At 68.2% G+C, this 15,556-nt stretch carries 19 protein-coding genes; 12 read left to right on the top strand and 7 right to left on the bottom strand.

Annotated features, from left to right (window positions below):
• Positions 1–28 precede the first annotated feature (28 nt).
• From argB to O5K39_RS05710, 4 genes are all read left to right on the top strand, one after another.
• Complete coding sequence (gene argB / locus O5K39_RS05725; protein ID WP_271147108.1) at positions 29–970, top strand: acetylglutamate kinase; 942 nt, start codon at positions 29–31, stop codon at positions 968–970.
• Entirely contained in the window at positions 967–1,629 is a 663-nt protein-coding gene (locus O5K39_RS05720; RefSeq protein ID WP_271146319.1) for a pyrimidine 5'-nucleotidase, read from the top strand. The genes argB and O5K39_RS05720 overlap by 4 nt, the downstream gene beginning before the upstream one ends.
• Positions 1,626–2,483, top strand: a complete 858-nt coding sequence (dapD, locus tag O5K39_RS05715; protein ID WP_271146318.1) for a 2,3,4,5-tetrahydropyridine-2,6-dicarboxylate N-succinyltransferase — start codon at positions 1,626–1,628, stop codon at positions 2,481–2,483. The genes O5K39_RS05720 and dapD overlap by 4 nt, the downstream gene beginning before the upstream one ends.
• Before the next feature lie 113 nt (positions 2,484–2,596).
• On the top strand, positions 2,597–3,577 hold the full coding sequence (locus tag O5K39_RS05710; RefSeq protein WP_271146317.1) for a hypothetical protein: 981 nt from the start codon (positions 2,597–2,599) through the stop codon (positions 3,575–3,577).
• A 51-nt stretch (positions 3,578–3,628) separates the two neighbouring features.
• Here the strand turns inward: O5K39_RS05710 and O5K39_RS05705 are convergent, their stop codons facing one another.
• Positions 3,629–4,804 carry an acetyl-CoA C-acetyltransferase gene (locus O5K39_RS05705; RefSeq protein WP_271146316.1) on the bottom strand — a complete coding sequence of 392 codons (1,176 nt, stop codon included), beginning with the start codon at positions 4,802–4,804 and terminating at the stop codon, positions 3,629–3,631.
• Between the two features lie 149 nt (positions 4,805–4,953).
• On the opposite strand from O5K39_RS05705, the gene O5K39_RS05700 reads away from it, so the two are divergent.
• The 5 genes from O5K39_RS05700 (at position 4,954) to O5K39_RS05680 (ending at position 7,978) form a co-directional block, all read left to right on the top strand.
• Positions 4,954–5,664, top strand: coding sequence for a hemolysin III family protein (locus O5K39_RS05700; protein ID WP_271146315.1), 711 nt, complete (start codon positions 4,954–4,956; stop codon positions 5,662–5,664).
• Positions 5,665–5,756: 92 nt separating this feature from the next.
• Positions 5,757–6,383 (top strand): polyhydroxyalkanoate synthesis repressor PhaR, encoded by a 627-nt coding sequence (phaR, locus tag O5K39_RS05695; RefSeq protein WP_271146314.1) that lies wholly within the window; start codon positions 5,757–5,759, stop codon positions 6,381–6,383.
• A gap of 13 nt (positions 6,384–6,396) precedes the next feature.
• The gene (locus O5K39_RS05690) at positions 6,397–6,771 is read left to right on the top strand and encodes a hypothetical protein (RefSeq protein WP_271146313.1); all 375 of its coding nucleotides are present in this window, start codon (positions 6,397–6,399) and stop codon (positions 6,769–6,771) included.
• Positions 6,772–6,998: 227 nt separating this feature from the next.
• On the top strand, positions 6,999–7,523 hold the full coding sequence (locus O5K39_RS05685; protein WP_271146312.1) for a hypothetical protein: 525 nt from the start codon (positions 6,999–7,001) through the stop codon (positions 7,521–7,523).
• Between the two features lie 71 nt (positions 7,524–7,594).
• Positions 7,595–7,978 carry a hypothetical protein gene (locus tag O5K39_RS05680; RefSeq protein WP_271146311.1) on the top strand — a complete coding sequence of 128 codons (384 nt, stop codon included), beginning with the start codon at positions 7,595–7,597 and terminating at the stop codon, positions 7,976–7,978.
• A 166-nt stretch (positions 7,979–8,144) separates the two neighbouring features.
• On the opposite strand, the gene O5K39_RS05675 is transcribed toward O5K39_RS05680, so the two are convergent.
• The 4 genes from O5K39_RS05675 to O5K39_RS05660 all read right to left on the bottom strand — a co-directional run bounded on the left by O5K39_RS05675 (position 8,145) and on the right by O5K39_RS05660 (position 11,227).
• Positions 8,145–9,110, bottom strand: coding sequence for a hypothetical protein (locus tag O5K39_RS05675; RefSeq protein WP_271146310.1), 966 nt, complete (start codon positions 9,108–9,110; stop codon positions 8,145–8,147).
• A 102-nt stretch (positions 9,111–9,212) separates the two neighbouring features.
• On the bottom strand, positions 9,213–9,494 hold the full coding sequence (locus O5K39_RS05670; RefSeq protein ID WP_271146309.1) for a DUF427 domain-containing protein: 282 nt from the start codon (positions 9,492–9,494) through the stop codon (positions 9,213–9,215).
• Positions 9,495–9,506: 12 nt separating this feature from the next.
• Positions 9,507–10,274 carry an ABC transporter permease gene (locus tag O5K39_RS05665; protein WP_271146308.1) on the bottom strand — a complete coding sequence of 256 codons (768 nt, stop codon included), beginning with the start codon at positions 10,272–10,274 and terminating at the stop codon, positions 9,507–9,509.
• Positions 10,271–11,227 (bottom strand): ABC transporter ATP-binding protein, encoded by a 957-nt coding sequence (locus O5K39_RS05660; protein ID WP_271146307.1) that lies wholly within the window; start codon positions 11,225–11,227, stop codon positions 10,271–10,273. The genes O5K39_RS05665 and O5K39_RS05660 overlap by 4 nt, the downstream gene beginning before the upstream one ends.
• Before the next feature lie 158 nt (positions 11,228–11,385).
• On the opposite strand from O5K39_RS05660, the gene O5K39_RS05655 reads away from it, so the two are divergent.
• The 3 genes from O5K39_RS05655 to O5K39_RS05645 all read left to right on the top strand — a co-directional run bounded on the left by O5K39_RS05655 (position 11,386) and on the right by O5K39_RS05645 (position 14,237).
• A complete protein-coding gene (locus tag O5K39_RS05655; RefSeq protein WP_271146306.1) occupies positions 11,386–12,291 on the top strand; it encodes a DUF1206 domain-containing protein in 906 nt (301 codons plus the stop codon).
• A 65-nt stretch (positions 12,292–12,356) separates the two neighbouring features.
• Positions 12,357–12,905, top strand: coding sequence for a lipocalin family protein (locus O5K39_RS05650; RefSeq protein WP_271146305.1), 549 nt, complete (start codon positions 12,357–12,359; stop codon positions 12,903–12,905).
• A gap of 15 nt (positions 12,906–12,920) precedes the next feature.
• The gene (locus O5K39_RS05645; protein WP_271146304.1) at positions 12,921–14,237 is read left to right on the top strand and encodes a sorbosone dehydrogenase family protein; all 1,317 of its coding nucleotides are present in this window, start codon (positions 12,921–12,923) and stop codon (positions 14,235–14,237) included.
• A gap of 73 nt (positions 14,238–14,310) precedes the next feature.
• Here the strand turns inward: O5K39_RS05645 and O5K39_RS05640 are convergent, their stop codons facing one another.
• Both O5K39_RS05640 and O5K39_RS05635 read right to left on the bottom strand, forming a co-directional pair.
• A complete protein-coding gene (locus tag O5K39_RS05640) occupies positions 14,311–14,853 on the bottom strand; it encodes a hypothetical protein (RefSeq protein ID WP_271146303.1) in 543 nt (180 codons plus the stop codon).
• Positions 14,854–15,004: 151 nt separating this feature from the next.
• Positions 15,005–15,481 carry a hypothetical protein gene (locus O5K39_RS05635; protein ID WP_271146302.1) on the bottom strand — a complete coding sequence of 159 codons (477 nt, stop codon included), beginning with the start codon at positions 15,479–15,481 and terminating at the stop codon, positions 15,005–15,007.
• Positions 15,482–15,556 lie beyond the last annotated feature (75 nt).

Genomic DNA, 15,556 nt, shown 5'->3' with positions numbered 1-15,556 from the left:
GCCTCCCACCGCTATCAGCCCGCGCGTGATGGAAGACAACGACCGGCAATCCGAAGATCAGGCGCGCGACGCCCAGGCCTGGGCGACGGCCAAGACCCTGGCCGAGGCCCTGCCCTATATCCAGATCTATGACCGCGAGACGGTCGTCATCAAATACGGCGGCCATGCCATGGGCGAGACCGCCGTGGCCAGACAGTTCGCCGCCGACGTCGTCCTGTTGAAGCTGATGGGCGTCAATCCCGTCGTGGTGCATGGTGGCGGGCCCCAGATCAGCGCCATGCTGGAAAGAGCGGGCGTCAAGTCGAACTTCATCGACGGCCTGCGGGTCACCGATCGCGACACGATGGCCGTCGCCGAGATGGTCCTGTCGGGTGCCGTCAACAAGGAGATCGCCCACTGGATCAGCGTCGCGGGCAAGGAGGCGGACGTGCGCGGCGTCGGCCTGTCGGGCAAGGACGCCGGACTACTGACGGTCGAAAAGACCACCCGCACCCGCCGCGACCCTGACAGCCTGATCGAGCACGAGGTCGATCTGGGCTTCGTGGGCGAACCGACCCGGGTCGATCCCAAGCTGATCGCCGGCCTGATCGCTTCGGAGACTGACGACTGGGTGCCGGTCATCGCCCCGATCGGGGTCGCCGAGGACGGCCAGACCTATAACGTCAACGCCGATACCGTCGCGGGCGCCGTGGCCGGCTCGCTGAACGCCAAGCGGATGCTGCTGCTGACCGACGTGAAGGGCGTGCTGGACGGCGACGGCAACCTTATCCGCCAGATGTCGGTGGCCGAGGCGCAAGGGCTGATCGACACCGGCGTCGCCACCGGCGGCATGATCCCCAAGCTGCTGACGGCCATGGACGCCGTGCGCTCCGGCGTCGAGGCTGTCGTCATCCTGGACGGCCGCCGCCCCCACGCCATGCTGGTCGAGCTGTTCACCGAACACGGGGCCGGGACACTGGTGACGGCGTGACGCTGGATCTGTCGCACATCGACACCTGGGTCTTCGATCTGGACGACACCCTGTATCCGCGCGAGCAGGGGGTGATGGGTCTGGTCCAGGCCCGGATCAACGCCTTCATGGTGGACGCGGTCGGGTTGCCCGCCGACGAGGCGAAGGTGCTTCAGAAGCAGTTCCTGACCGAATACGGCACCTCACTGGCCGGGCTGATGGCCAACTATGCGGTCGATCCGGCCAAATTCCTGCGCGAGGTGCATGACGTGCCCCTGGACAGTCTGGAACCCAACCCGCGTCTGGCCGATGTTCTGGCCGGACTGCCGGGCCGCAAATTCGTCCTGACCAACGGCGCGCGCTTCCATGCCGCCCGCGTCATGGAGCGGATCGGGCTCACCGATCTGTTCGACGGCGTCTTCGCCATCGAGGACATGGACCTGACGCCCAAGCCCGCCCCCTCGACCTATCGCCATTTCGTCGAGCGGTTCGACATCGATACCCACCGCGCCGTCTTCTTCGAGGACACGCCCCGCAATCTCCAGCCCGCCAGGTCGCTCGGCATGGCCACCGTCCTGATCGGCGACGGTCATGGCCACGAGATCGGCCCGTGGGTCGATGCAACGGCCCCCGACCTGCTCGACTTCCTGACCCCCTATTCGCTCAAGGCCGCCGCATGACTGACCTCGCCCATCTGGAAACCGTCGTCGAACAGGCTTGGGAGGACCGCGCCGACATCTCGCCTGCGACGCACGGTGAGGTCCGCCACGCCGTCGAACAGGCGCTGGCCCTGCTGGATTCCGGCCAGGCCCGCGTCGCCACGCGCGGCGAGGATGGCGTCTGGACCACGCACCAGTGGCTGAAGAAGGCCGTGCTGCTGTCGTTCCGGCTAAACGAGAACGTCATCATGCGCACGGGCGATCGCGGCCCGACCTCGCACGCGCCCGGCGTCGGTCCCTACTGGGACAAGGTGCCCAACAAGTTCGGCGACTGGGCCGCCTCCGACTATCAGGCCGCCGGTTTCCGCTCGGTGCCCGGTGCCATCGTCCGGCATGGCGCGCACATCGCGAAGAATGTCGTCCTGATGCCGTCCTTCGTGAACATCGGCGCCTTCGTCGATGAGGGCTCGATGGTCGACGCCTGGGCCACGGTCGGCTCCTGCGCCCAGATCGGCAAGAACGTCCACCTGTCCGGCGGTGCCGGCATCGGCGGTGTGCTGGAGCCGCTCCAGGCCAATCCGACGATCATCGAGGACGGCTGCTTCATCGGCGCCCGCGCCGAGGTCGCCGAGGGCGTCATCGTCCGCGAGGGCGCGGTCCTGGCCATGGGGGTCTATCTGTCGGGCTCCACCAAGATCATCGACCGGGCCACCGGCGAGGTGTTCCGGGGCGAGGTGCCGGCCTACAGCGTCGTCGTTCCCGGCACCTTGCCCGACCCGAAGGGCGGTCCGTCGCTGTACTGCGCGGTTATCGTCAAGCGCGTCGACGCCCAGACCCGCGCCAAGACCGGCGTCAACGAACTGCTGCGCGACTGATTCCGCCCCACAGCTTGCGGGCGTTTTGGGCTTGACGCGACAACCGCCCCGCAACAGGACTGCATCCGGCCTCCACCGAGGCCTTCCTAATGATTTCCGGAGTCGATTTTCCGATGGCCGCCCTGCACGAAATGCACCCTTCGACGATCGAAGAGGCCCTGCCCGCCCTGGAGACCGACGTCTTCCGCGGCTATCTGGGTGACGACCCCGAGCGGATCCGCGCCATCATGCCGACCGACACCCCGGTCGATCCCACCTGCTTCACCGACGCCATGGGCGTGAAGGTGTCGCTCGACTACTGCCCCTGGATCTGGGACCGCACGGGCGTCGTCGAGACCCGCATTCCGATCCCGACCGACACCTACCTGGGCGAGGCGATCGAGTATGTCGGCTTTGCCGTCGCGGTTGAGAGAGCCACCGGCCGTGACACCCTGACGGTCGTCGAACTGGGCGCCGGCTGGGGTCCGTGGGTGTCGCTGGGCTCGGTGAATGCGCACCGGCTGGGCTTCCCCAACGCCCGCATCGTCGCCTTCGAGGCCGACGGCGACCGATACAACGCCCTGCGCCAGCATCTGGCGCTCAACAACATCGTCCCGGCCGACGCCCCCGCCGAGGGCGAGGGGAACGGCTATCAGTGGAAGCTGCATCACGCCGCCGCCCACTGGGAAGACAGTGTCCTGTATTGGCCCGCCGAGTCGAATGTGCTGGACGCCGGCATGGCCGCGATCACCGACCCCGACGCGACCAACGACTATCGCGGCCAGCCGATCGCCACCATCGAGGTCAAGGCCGTCAGCGTGACCCGCGCCCTGTCTCACCTCGACATCATCGATTTCATGCACATCGACATCCAGGGCGGCGAGGAAGACCTGCTGCCCCGCATCATCGACGACCTTGAGACCAAGGTCCGTGTGCTGTTCCTGGGCACCCACAGCCGCAAGATCGAGGGCGACTTCATCCAGATGCTGGGCGACCGCGGCTGGCACCTGTTCCGCGAGCGGCCCTGCCAGTTCTATCCGATGTCGGAGGCCCCGACCCTGGTCGGCCGCACCTACATGGACGGCGCCCAGCTGTGGATCAATCCGCGCCTCTGATCGGTTGACCGGACGGGCGGCTCGCCCGCCCGATCCGGCCGCTCACGGGCCTTAGGCCCGCTCCACGCACATCGCCACGCCCATGCCGCCGCCGATGCAGAGCGTGGCCAGACCCTTCTTGCCGCCGGAACGCTTCAGCTCGTGCAGCAGGGTGGTCAGGATGCGGGCGCCCGAGGCGCCGATCGGGTGGCCGATGGCGATGGCGCCGCCGTTGACGTTCACCTTGGCCGTATCCAGTCCCAGTTCCTTGACGACGCACAGGGCCTGGGCCGCGAAAGCCTCGTTGGACTCGATCAGGTCCAGGTCGGCGACGGTCCAGCCCGCCTTCTCCAGCGCCTTCTTCGAGGCCGGGATGGGCCCCGTGCCCATGATCGACGGATCGACGCCCGCCGAGGCCCAGGACACGATACGGGCCAGGGGTTCGATCCCGCGCGCCTTGGCCTCATCAGCTGACATCAGCACCAGTGCGGCGGCTCCGTCGTTCAGGCCCGAGGCGTTGGCGGCCGTCACCGAGCCCTCCTTGGTGAAGGCCGGACGCAGTTTCTCCATCGCCTCAATGGTCGCGCCGTGGCGGATGAACTCGTCCTTGTCGACGACGGTATCGCCCTTCTTGCCGGGGATGGTCACGGCGACGATCTCGTCGTCGAACCGGCCGGCCTTCTGCGCGGCTTCGGCGCGGTTCTGGGAGGTCACGGCGAACCCGTCCTGGGCGGCGCGGGTGATCTGCCACTTGTCGGCGATGTTCTCGGCGGTCTGGCCCATGTGATAGCCGTGGAAGGCGTCGATCAGCCCGTCCTTCAGCATGGTGTCGGTGAACTCGAGCGCGCCCATCTTCTGGCCGCTGCGCAGGAAGGCCGAATGCTGGGCCTGGCTCATGCTCTCCTGGCCGCCGGCGACGACGATGGCGGCGTCGCCCTGCATGATCTGCTGGTAGCCCAGCGCGACCGCGCGCAGGCCCGAGCCGCACAGCTGGTTCAGGCTCCAGGCCGGGGTTTCGATCGGCAGGCCGGCACCGATCGAGGCCTGGCGCGCCGGTCCCTGACCCGTCCCGGCCTGCAAGACCTGGCCCAGGATCACCTCGTCGACGTCGGCGGCGTCCACGCCCGCGCGCTCCAGAGCGCCCTTGATCGCGATCTCGCCCAGTTTGGACGCCGGCAGGCTGGACAGCCCGCCCATGAAGGATCCGACCGGGGTGCGGGCGGCGGAGACGATGACGACGTCAGTCATGGGTATTCATCCGGAGCTGAAATATTGCGTGGCGTTTCTGCCGCATAGGACGGCTTTCGTCACGCCCCATACGCCGGATTCAGCAGATGGTCATCGGCTTGCGTCCAGATGGAGGGAACGAACCGAACGGTCGGCGGCTTGATGGAGCCATGAGGATGCGCCTGAAGTCATTGTTTACCCATGTCTGCACGCCCGACGCGCTGGACATGATCGATCACTACCAGACCCGGGCCGAGCGCCTGGCCGATCTGTGGGTCCATATCACCGGCCTGTCCCTGGCCAGCGTCGGCGGCATCGTCCTGGCGGTGCTGGCGGCGATCTACGGCGGACCCGGAGCGGTCATCGCCACGGCGGTCTATGCGATCTGCCTGATCGCCATGCTGACCACTTCGACCATCTACAACTGGACCAACCCATGCGCCGCCCGGCCCGTGCTGAGGCGGATGGACGAGGCGGCGATCTTTCTGATGATCGCGGGCAGCTATACCCCCTTTACGACCCAGAGATTCGAGGGGATGTGGGCCATCGGCTTCACCCTGGTGGTCTGGGCCATCGCTGCGGCGGGCGTGGCGGTCAAGCTGGTCGCGCCCCGCATCTCCGACGCCTTCTGGAGCGGGGTCTATATCCTGTTCGGCTGGCTGGCGGTGGTGGCGATGAAGCCCATGCTGGAGACGGTTCATCCCATCGCCCTGGCCCTGCTGGTGCTGGGCGGGCTGATCTACACCACCGGCGTGTTCGTCTTCATCAGTCCCCGGGTGAAGTTCCGCCGTGCCATCTGGCACGGGTTCGTGGTGGCGGGTGCCGCCGTTCACTGGGTCGCAGTCCTCGTCGGGGTCGTCCTGGCCCCACAGCTGGCCTGATGTCGGGGTCCCGGAACGCGGTGCAACAAGCCTCTGGCGTCCGTCTTCGCACTGCGGGATACTGATCAAAATCGACAGGGAGCTGGATCGGCGTGGCTGACGACAAACCCAACACTGGCAAGGCCAAGGACGGCGACGTCGTCGTCATCAAGAAATACGCCAACCGCCGCCTCTACAACACTCGCACTAGCGCCTACGTCACCCTGGAAGACCTCGCCAAGATGGTCCGCGAGGGCACCGACTTCGTGGTCTTCGACGCCAAGACCAACGAGGAGCTGACCCGCCAGATCCTGACCCAGATCATCTTCGAGGAAGAGAGCCGGGGCGAGGCCCTGTTGCCGGTCCAGTTCCTGCGCCAGCTGATCGGCTTCTACGGCGGCCAGATGCAGGGGGTGCTGCCCTCGTATCTGGAGATGTCGCTGGAGAGCTTCTCGCGCCAGCAGGAGCAGTACCGCACCCAGGTCGCCAAGGCCTTCTCCAGCGGTCCGACCGGCAATCTGATGGAGGAGGCCGTCAAGCAGAACATGGCCATCTTCCAGAACGCCATGAAGATGTTCCCGGCCTTCTCGACCTACACCGCCGCCCGTCCCGAGCCCGAGGCCCCTCAGGAGGCCGCGCCGGCAGCCCCCTCCGGCCCCGATCCGCTGGACGAGATGCGCCGTCAGATGGAAGAGATGCGGGCCCAGATCGAGCGCATCGCCTCAACCCCCAAGCCGTGAGGACCGCCGGGCGATGACCGACGGCGTCCGACCCATTCCCCCGATCGCGGGCAATGAGCGTCGCTCCGGCGATCGTCGCGCGTCCCAGCGGCGCAGGCCCGGCGAAGGCCCCGCCTCTCGCGCCCTCGTTCCGACAGACATCGAGCCCGACCCTGCACAGGATGGCCCGGCAGAGCCTGCCCAGCGCGCCACCCTGATCCGCGACGTCAGTGCCGCCCCCGCAGCCGCCTTCGCAGCCCAGTTGATCGGCCAGGGCGGGCAGCGCACCGGCATTCGGGGCGGCCCGCCGGTCATGGATGCGGCCCGATCGACCTATCTGGGGGCCGAGTATTCGGGCGAGAAGGAGCGCCGCCCCCCCGTCGGCAAGACCGGCAAGACCGAGGTCTGATCCACCGACCCACGCGCCGTTTCGCCTGATGCGCGATCTGGCCTGGGGCTTGCAGCGAACGGGGCCTCTGTCCCGATCCAGCGGTCCCAGCCCATGTCATTCCTCCCTTCCGCCTTTCGCGCCTTCGACGTCATGGTGGTCGCCGTCCTGTTCGCCGCCCTGCTCTGACTTGACGCGGGCACGGGCCGGGCGGAGATCCGGTCCATGTCCCGCGCCCACGCCCCGTCATGAGTAACGCCCGCGCCATCCAGGCCATCGCCCTGGTCCTCGTCGCCGGGGGTGCCCTGGCCGTGCGCCTGTTGCAGGAGCGCAAGCCTGAACCCGCGCCCGACGACGAGACTGCCCGGCTCACCCCGGAGATCCGCACTCGCCTGACGGCCCTGCGTGCCGAAGCGCGCGACTGGACCCTGGGCCCCGACGCCGCCTCGCCCAAGGTCGTGCGCCGGGTCGAGACCGCCCTGAACACCCTGATCGACGACATCCTGTCCGAACCGGACGGCCCGCTGGAGGCCGCCGACGTCGCGGGTCGGCTGGGCCTGGGCCTGGCCGCCCTGAAGACGGCCCCCGCGCCGATGACGGCCCTGGCCTGGGGCCGGATGATCGAGGTCTGGTATGTGCTGGGGTTCCGCTCACCCACCGGCTATTTCAACCACGACCCGGCCGACCTGCCCGAGGGCTGGGGCGAACCCCTGCCACCCGGGTGGACCGCGCCGGACCGGCCCCGGCCGGTGGCCACTGGAACAGATCGTTAACCGGCGAGGCGCACCCTCAGGCCCTGACGCCCCCGTTTCCGCCCCCCGCTCCCCGCCCCATGGGTCTGACGATGTCGAGTATCCTCACCGGTTCCACCCGCCGCTCGCGCGACCATTTCGAGCCGCAGGATTCCGATCCGCACGAGCAGCGCCGCCTGCGCGGCCTGCTGGAGCAGATCGACTACACCGCCTTCATCTCCAACCGCGAGGTCATCGCCGCCTCCCTGTCGGTGATCGACGCGGCCATGTTCCAGCGCCTGGCCGTCTCGGTCGCCACGGCCCGCACGAAATGGGTCTCGGAGGCCCTGCGCCTATCCGAATCCGGCTCACCCGTCACCCCCGACCAGACCGCCCGCCTCACCGCCTTCCGCAGCGCCTATGAGGAACTGTCGGAGGCCTATGAGGGCCTGCGCCGCATGGTCGAGCGCGGCTACCTGACCCTGCGTACGGCCTGAGCGCTGATCCGAACGGCCGATAAAAAGCGTCGATCGTTTCAACCGTTTCAACCGTTTGAAAGCCGACGGCGACGGTCGCTATCCACCCCACATAGCTGCTGCCGGCCCATGCGCAAGGAGGCGGAAGGAATAAATTCCTTCCGCATGGCGTCGCCCTGCGTTCGCCTCAGTCCAGCGGCTGGGGCCGGGTCGAGATCGGGGCGTCGGGATCGGCCTGCGACGGCCTCGCGGCGGTCGGTGGCGGCGGCGCGGGGACGATCAGGGGCTGGGTCTCGATCGCGGGAGGGGCGACGGGCTCCGGCGTCGAGGCGACAGGCGCTCGCGTGGGCGCGGATGAGCGGGACGGCGCGGGTTGGGAGGCGGCCCTGGTCGGAGAGGTGGTCGGCATTGGTGGAACCGCGCGGGGCGCAAGCGCGGGCGTGGACGTGGGCGTGGGCGTGGTCACAGCAGCCTCGAGCGCTGAGGCGACCTCGGGCGGCGCGACCGGTGTCACCGGCACGGATGCCGGCGCAGACACCGGGGCCGTGACCTCGGCCGCCACGGGGGTCTCGATCGGAACCGTGCGGGTGGCGAGCCAGACCCCGCCTGCGGCCAGCAGCAGAACCGCCACCGCGCCACCGGCATAGAGGGGCATCCTGGACTTCGGCGCGGGCCGGGGTCGCACACCGATCGCGGCGGATGGGGCGACCGTTTCCGGCGCCGACGGGGGCGTCACCGTGGGCGCCAGGGGTACGGGCGATATCCGGGGCGCGGGCGGCAGGGGGCGGACCTCTGCGTCGATGGCGAGCCTCGCGGGTGCAGCGACGTGCGTGGACGCCGCCGTGGGGGCAACCGGTTGGGGCGTGGTCGGAGCGGCCGCCGGAGCGGCGGGCCGGGCCGGAGCCGCGCGGGGGATCATCGATCCGCTGAGAATGGACGAGGCCGAACCCGACGGGCGCGGGGCGGCGACCGGTGCCCGCATCGGCGGGGGCTCGGGCAGGGGCGGAAGCGGCGTCGCCTTCGGCAGGGGCCCGACCTGGAAGATCTGCGACGGCGGCCGACCCCACTGGGCCTGACGGCGCACGAAGGGCTGGTGCGCGATCTGGGACGGGGTCTGGGGGGTGTCTTCGGTCGCGTCGTCTCGATCGGTCATGGCGGGCTCACGCGGGGGTCTTCGTACGGGGCCGGAAGGCTTGCCCTCGAACCGGGTCGGATTCATGACCCGCTCCCCGGGGCGACTGTCGCGGCCCGCCGGTCAGCGGACCTGAACGCCCTTCCAGAAGGCGATGCGGTCGGCGATCTCGGCCGCCGCCGACTTGGGTTCGGGATAGTACCAGGCGGCGTCGGTGTTGGTTTTCCCGTCCACCTCGATCGAGTGATAGGACGCGGTCCCCTTCCAGCCACAGACGCTGGTCGTCGCGCTGGGTTTCAGCACGGCGGCGTCCACGGCCGCGCGCGGGAAATAGTGGTTGCCCTCGACCACGACGGTGTCGTCAGACCGCGCGATGACGGCCCCGTTCCAGACGGCTTCGACCATGACGATGTCTCCCTACGCCTTCAGGCGGTAGCCGGTCTTGAACATCCAGCCGACGATCAGCAGACAGACCCCGAGGAAACCCAGGGTCGCCAGAACGCTCCACCCCACCGCAACGTCCCCCGAGCCGTAAAAGGTCCAGCGGAAGCCCGAGATCAGATAGACCACCGGGTTGAACAGGGTGATGGTCCGCCACACCGGCGGCAGCATGTCGATCGAATAGAAGGACCCGCCCAGAAACGTCAGGGGTGTCACCACCAGCATGGGGATCATCTGCAGCTGTTCGAACCCGTCCGCCCAGATGCCGATGATGAAGCCGAACAGGCTGAAGGTGACCGAGATCAGCACCAGCATGGCGAACATCGCCACCGGATGCAGCACCTGCAAGGGCACGAAGAAGGCCGCCGTGGCCAGGATGATCAGCCCCAGCACCGCCGACTTGGTCGCCGCCGCCCCGACATAGGCGATGACGATCTCCATGGGCGACACGGGCGCCGACAGGATCTCGTAGATCGTGCCGGTAAACTTGGGAAAATAGATGCCGAACGAGGCGTTGAAGATCGACTGGGTGAACAGGCTCAGCATGATCAGGCCCGGCACGATGAAGGCGCCGTAGGCCACGCCGTCCACCTCGGTCATCCGCCCGCCGATGGCCGAGCCGAAGACGACGAAATAGAGCGCCGTGGTGATCACCGGCGTGACCACCGACTGCCACAGGGTACGCAGGGCCCGCGCCATCTCGAACCGGTAGATCGCCCAGACGCCGTATGCGTTGAAAGTCATGCGGCCGCTCCTGCCGAGAGGGTGGGCGTCTTGTCGCGATGCACGAGGCTGACGAAGATGTCCTCCAGCGAGCTCTGTTTGGTGTTCAGGTCCTTGAAGCCGATACCCAGCTCTTCCAGCGCGCGGATCAGGGACGGCACCCCGGTGTCCTCGGCATTGGCGTCGAACTCATAGACCAGCTCGTGGGCCTCGGCGTTCAGGCTGACGTTCCAGCGCGCCAGTTCGGGCGGCACGGCGGCCAGCGTCTCGGTCAGGTTCAGCGTCAGGGTCTTCCTGCCCAGCTTCTTCATCAGGGTGGCGGTCTGTTCGACGAGGATCAGTTCGCCCTTCAGGATCACCCCCACCCGATCGGCCATTTCCTCGGCCTCCTCGATATAGTGGGTGGTCAGGATGATGGTGACGCCGCGATCGCGCAGCTTTCGGACCAGCCCCCACATGTCACGGCGCAGCTCGACATCGACGCCAGCGGTCGGCTCGTCCAGGAACAGGATATCGGGCTCGTGAGACAGGGCCTTGGCGATCATCACCCGCCGCTTCATGCCGCCCGACAGCGTCATGATCTTTGAGTCCTTCTTGTCCCACAGCGACAGGTCCTTGAGCACCTGCTCGATGAAGGCCGGGTTCGGCGACTTTCCGAACAGACCGCGCGAGAAGGTCACGGTCGCCAGCACGGTCTCGAAGGCGTCGGTGGTCAGTTCCTGCGGCACCAGGCCGATCTTCGACCGCGCCAGCCGATAGTCCTTCTGGATGTCGTGCCCGTCGGCGATGACCGTGCCGGTCGAGGGCGAGACGATGCCGCAGACGATCGAGATCAGGGTCGTCTTGCCTGCCCCGTTCGGACCCAGCAGGGCGAAGATCTCGCCGCGTTCGATGGTCAGATCGACCTGTTTCAGGGCCTGCAGACCCGACTTGTAGGTCTTGGTCAGACCCGTGATGGTGATGGCGGACGGCATGGAGGCTCCCCGGTGCCCGACGTTGTCGTCCGGCCCGCCCGCGCAATATGGCGACGTTCGCTCGCCGCTCAAGACGCAAGGCGCGCCTTTGCCCTCCACGCCGCTGCATGGAGCCTTTGGGCACCGGAGGTGTTCATGCCGGTCGGGAGGCGCGCCACGTGAGAATCATCGACACCGCGCGGACCCGCCTCGACCGCTGGGTCCACCGCCTGCCTCTGGTGAAGACCCTGATCCCGGCCAGACGCCGCCCCGTCCACCACGCGATCGAGACGGCGGCCCGCATCGGCTATGGGGCGCTCGGCTTCGTCTATCTGTCGGCCGGTGTCCTGACCCTGCTGGCCGCCCTGGGGGTGCTCGACGATGCGGCAGGATCGCAGGAGACCACCCTCTGGCTGGCCGCCCAGCCGCTGGGCCGGGTCTGGTTGCTTCTTCTGGGGCTTGGGCTTCTGGCGTTCGTCCAGTGGTGCGTGCTGCAATCCGTCTTCGACGCCGACCACGAAGGCCGCTCTCGCGACGGACTGATGAAGCGGGCGGGACAGGGCGCCAACGGCCTGGTCCACCTGGCGCTGGCGCTGACGGCCCTTCGCCTGCTGTGGATCGACCGCCCGGCCGAGGCCCGGATCGAGGGCGCCGTCGCGACCCATGACGCCGCCGCGCGGGTCCTGGCCTTTCCGTCGGGCGACCTGCTGCTGATCGGGGTTGGACTGATCATCATCGGGATCGGGATCGGCAACGTCGTCAACGGTCTGCGCGCCGACTTCACCGGCAGGCTGACCTGTTCGGAGACCCTGTGCCGACGGCTGTCGCCCCTGGCCAAGGCCGGCAATGTCGCCAAGGGGGTGTCCCTGTTGCCGCTCGGCGTGTTCGTGGTGCTGGGCGGCCTGAGCTCACGCGCGTCCGAGGTCCGCACCTTCGGCGACGCCCTGGACGGACTGGCGGCCCAGCCGGCGGGGCCCTGGGTGCTGGGATGCGTGGCCCTGGGCTTCATCGCCTTCGGGCTGTTTTCCTTCATCGAGGCGCGCTTTCGCCGGATCAGCCCGCCCCGCGATCTGAGCGTCGGCTGAGGCCGCGTCCGTCGGCGGAACCTCGACGTAGCTGCGGGATTGCAGATGCGCTTATGGAGCGGACCATGTCCCTGAGAACCCTTCTGGTCGCGGCGACCGCCGCGATGGCCCTGTCGGCCTGCGTGACCGCCCCGCCCATGTCCGCCTACCGCGCGCCCCAGCCGGCCAAGGCGGTGGACGCCGAGCGCCTGTACAGTGGCCGCTGGCTCGAGATCGGGCGCACCCCGATGCGGCTGACCGACGGCTGCGTCGCCGGCACGACCAGCTACAGCCTGACCGGTCCCGACAGCCTGACCCTGCGCGACACCTGTCAGGACAAGACCCCGACCGGCAAGGAGAAGGCCATCGGGGCCCGCGCCACCATCCTGGACCCCGGGGCCAACACCAAATTCCGTGCCCGCTATTTCGGGGGCCTGGTGACCTGGGACTTCTGGATCCTGGATCACGACGAGGCCTACAGCTGGTTCATCTCGGCGGATCCGACCTTCGATCGGCTGTGGATCTATACCCGCACCGCGCCCTCGCCGGCGGAGCTGGAGCGGCTGGTCCAGCGGGCCCGCGCCTTGGGCTATGATACCGACCGTCTCGAGTTTCCCGCTCCGCTTCCGAACTGACCCGAAAGCCCGACCATGTCCCGACACGCCCTGATCCTGGTCTCGACCGCCGCCCTGGCCCTGGCGGCCTGTGGAGGGCCCGCGCCCCTGCCCCCCTCGGCCGGGTTCGGAAGCAATCCGACCCTGCCCGAGCCGCACAGAGGGCTGTTCCCGACCGTGAAGGTCGCCGACGCGGTGGGCTGGCCGGCGGGTGCCACGCCGATCGCGGCACCGGGGCTGAGGGTGCAGGCCTTTGCAAGCGGGCTGGACCATCCGCGCTGGATCTACCGCCTGCCCAACGGCGACATCCTGGTCGCCGAAAGCGCCGCCCCGCCCAAGCCCGAGGGTCTCAAGAAGGACGAGGGCATCAAGGGCTTCTTCCAGACCCTGTTCATGAAGAAGGCCGGGTCGGTCACGCCCAGCGCCAACCGGATCAGCCTGCTGCGCGACGCCGACGGCGACGGGATCGCCGAGATGAAATCCGTCTTCCTCTCGGGCCTGACCTCGCCCTTCGGCATGGCCCTCGCGGGGGGACGGCTGTACGTCGCCAACGCCGATTCCGTGGTCAGCGTCCCCTATCAGGACGGCCAGACCGAGGCCTCGGAGCCCCCGACCCGGCTCACCGACCTGCCGGCCCAGCGCAACCACCACTGGACCAAGAGCCTGGTCGCCAGTGCGGACGGATCCAAACTCTATGTCGGGGTGGGGTCCAACTCCAACATCGCCGACCACGGCATGGCGGAAGAGACGAACCGCGCCGCCATCCTGGAAATCGACCGGATGACGGGCGTCAGCCGCATCCATGCCGGGGGCCTGCGCAACCCGGTCGGCATGGCCTGGAACCCCGAAAGCGGGATGCTGTGGGTTGCTGTCAACGAGCGTGACGAACTGGGGGATGACCTGGTCCCCGATTACATGACCTCGGTGACACCGGGGGCCTTCTATGGCTGGCCCTGGAGCTATTACGGCCAGACCGTCGATGAGCGGGTCAAGCCCGCCAATCCCGCGATGGTAGCGTCTGCCATCCGTCCGGACTATGCGCTGGGGGCGCACACGGCGTCGCTGGGCCTGACCTTCTATGACGGCACGACCATGCCCCGGTTCAGGAACGGGGCCTTCATCGGCCAGCACGGCTCGTGGAACCGCAGCGAGCCCAGCGGCTACAAGGTCATCTTCGTGCCGTTCGCAGGCGGAAAGCCTTCTGGCCCGCCCCAGGACGTCCTGACCGGCTTCCTGAATGCGCAGAGCCAGGCCCAGGGTCGCCCGGTCGGAGTCCAGTCCGACCGGACCGGCGCGCTTCTGGTCGCCGATGACGTCGGCAACGTCATCTGGCGGGTCAGCCCCGCCGCCTGACGCGGCGTCAGTGGGACGCAGAAAGGCCCCGGCGGAGCGATCCGCCGGGGCCTTTTTTGTCTCTATAGAACCCTTAGGTCAGGGGCTGGACCGTGATCGCCGGGGCGGGCGGGGTCACGGGAGCGGGGGTCGGGACCGTGGGGCTGGAGGTCGGGGCCGCGACCGAGGGCGACCAGGCCTGCGGGCCGGTCGGTTCGGCCGGGGCCTGAACGCGCGGAGCGGGAGTGGCCTCAGCCGCCGGTGCGGAACGGGTCACGGGCGCGGCGCGGCGGACCGGCGCCGCTTCACGCGCCGCCGGGGCCGGGGCGACGGCAACCGGAGCAGGCGTCGTGGCCACGGGCGTCGAGCTCAGCGGCGGGCTGACGGTCGCCGGAGCTAGTGGCGTCGAGGCCACGGCGGTCGGGGCGGGCTCAGCCAAGGGCTGGGCTTCGTCACCGCCGCTCAGCAGCATCGTCGCGGCTCCACCGATCAGGGCCAAGGCACCGATGGGGGCCAGCACCATCCAGGTCTTCAGCTTCTTCTGCTTGGTCGGGCGACGCGCATAGGACGGCGTGAAGACGGCGTCCTGTTCTGCGGCAACAGGAGCCAGAGTGTCTTGAGTATAGGTGTAGGTCATCGTGATCCTCCAGAAACTTGGACCACAAAAACCAACCCGATCGATCGAGGTTCCGCCAAATCGACCATGACGCGAAGAAACACCATTCGCGCCACAATCGTGACACTTGGCGATTGTGGCAGCCTATACTCAAGAAGACGGCCGTCTCACCTTAGAAGCTGGTCACTTCCGAGATCGACAGAACGGCGCGCTTGGTCTCGCCTTCGGAATAGGTGCCGACCCAGATTTCATAGCGGCCGTTCATCGGCGACAGTTCCACGACCGGGTTGGAATCCTCGCCCGAATCGTCATCGCAATACCACCGCCCGTCCGGGCCGTTGACGATGAGGGTCGTGTCCGCATTCGAGATGGCCGAGATCTTGATGTTCGGCGCGCCCTTTGAGCTGCCGCTCCAGAACAGACGGACGTCGGGGCTTTCGGTGATATAGCCGGTGCAGCCGTCGAACCGGTCGTCGGCGTCGACACTGCCACCCGCCAGCAGGCTGAGCAGGGCGGGGTCGGGGGTGAAGCCGGCCGACAGATTGAGCTCGCCGTAGTTGGTGTCGCTGTCATAGTCCTGGGCCGAGACGCCACCGGCTCCCAATACGGTCATGCCCGCGACAAGGGCGCTCAGGATCAGGTTTCGCATCGTTTCGGGTCCCCATCCGCGTCGGCCAGCCCGAACGACGGTTGGCGGCGATCCTATGCGCGCCGCACCGTCTCC

Origin of the sequence: Brevundimonas sp. NIBR10, from assembly GCF_027912515.1 — a bacterium.
Lineage (GTDB): Bacteria > Pseudomonadota > Alphaproteobacteria > Caulobacterales > Caulobacteraceae > Brevundimonas.
Note: the sequence above shows the minus strand (reverse complement) of the source record. Positions and strands in the feature narration are given on the sequence as shown.

Excerpts from the sequence above, each read along its gene's own strand:
- argB (WP_271147108.1), top strand. The coding sequence starts at position 29 with ATGGAAGACAACGACCGGCAATCCGAAGATCAGGCGCGCGACGCCCAG.
- dapD (WP_271146318.1), top strand. The coding sequence starts at position 1,626 with ATGACTGACCTCGCCCATCTGGAAACCGTCGTCGAACAGGCTTGGGAG.
- O5K39_RS05710 (WP_271146317.1), top strand. The coding sequence starts at position 2,597 with ATGGCCGCCCTGCACGAAATGCACCCTTCGACGATCGAAGAGGCCCTG.
- O5K39_RS05705 (WP_271146316.1), bottom strand. The coding sequence starts at position 4,804 with ATGACTGACGTCGTCATCGTCTCCGCCGCCCGCACCCCGGTCGGATCC.
- O5K39_RS05700 (WP_271146315.1), top strand. The coding sequence starts at position 4,954 with ATGAGGATGCGCCTGAAGTCATTGTTTACCCATGTCTGCACGCCCGAC.
- O5K39_RS05690 (WP_271146313.1), top strand. The coding sequence starts at position 6,397 with ATGACCGACGGCGTCCGACCCATTCCCCCGATCGCGGGCAATGAGCGT.
- O5K39_RS05685 (WP_271146312.1), top strand. The coding sequence starts at position 6,999 with ATGAGTAACGCCCGCGCCATCCAGGCCATCGCCCTGGTCCTCGTCGCC.
- O5K39_RS05680 (WP_271146311.1), top strand. The coding sequence starts at position 7,595 with ATGTCGAGTATCCTCACCGGTTCCACCCGCCGCTCGCGCGACCATTTC.
- O5K39_RS05675 (WP_271146310.1), bottom strand. The coding sequence starts at position 9,110 with ATGACCGATCGAGACGACGCGACCGAAGACACCCCCCAGACCCCGTCC.
- O5K39_RS05670 (WP_271146309.1), bottom strand. The coding sequence starts at position 9,494 with ATGGTCGAAGCCGTCTGGAACGGGGCCGTCATCGCGCGGTCTGACGAC.
- O5K39_RS05665 (WP_271146308.1), bottom strand. The coding sequence starts at position 10,274 with ATGACTTTCAACGCATACGGCGTCTGGGCGATCTACCGGTTCGAGATG.
- O5K39_RS05660 (WP_271146307.1), bottom strand. The coding sequence starts at position 11,227 with ATGCCGTCCGCCATCACCATCACGGGTCTGACCAAGACCTACAAGTCG.
- O5K39_RS05650 (WP_271146305.1), top strand. The coding sequence starts at position 12,357 with ATGTCCCTGAGAACCCTTCTGGTCGCGGCGACCGCCGCGATGGCCCTG.
- O5K39_RS05645 (WP_271146304.1), top strand. The coding sequence starts at position 12,921 with ATGTCCCGACACGCCCTGATCCTGGTCTCGACCGCCGCCCTGGCCCTG.
- O5K39_RS05640 (WP_271146303.1), bottom strand. The coding sequence starts at position 14,853 with ATGACCTACACCTATACTCAAGACACTCTGGCTCCTGTTGCCGCAGAA.
- O5K39_RS05635 (WP_271146302.1), bottom strand. The coding sequence starts at position 15,481 with ATGCGAAACCTGATCCTGAGCGCCCTTGTCGCGGGCATGACCGTATTG.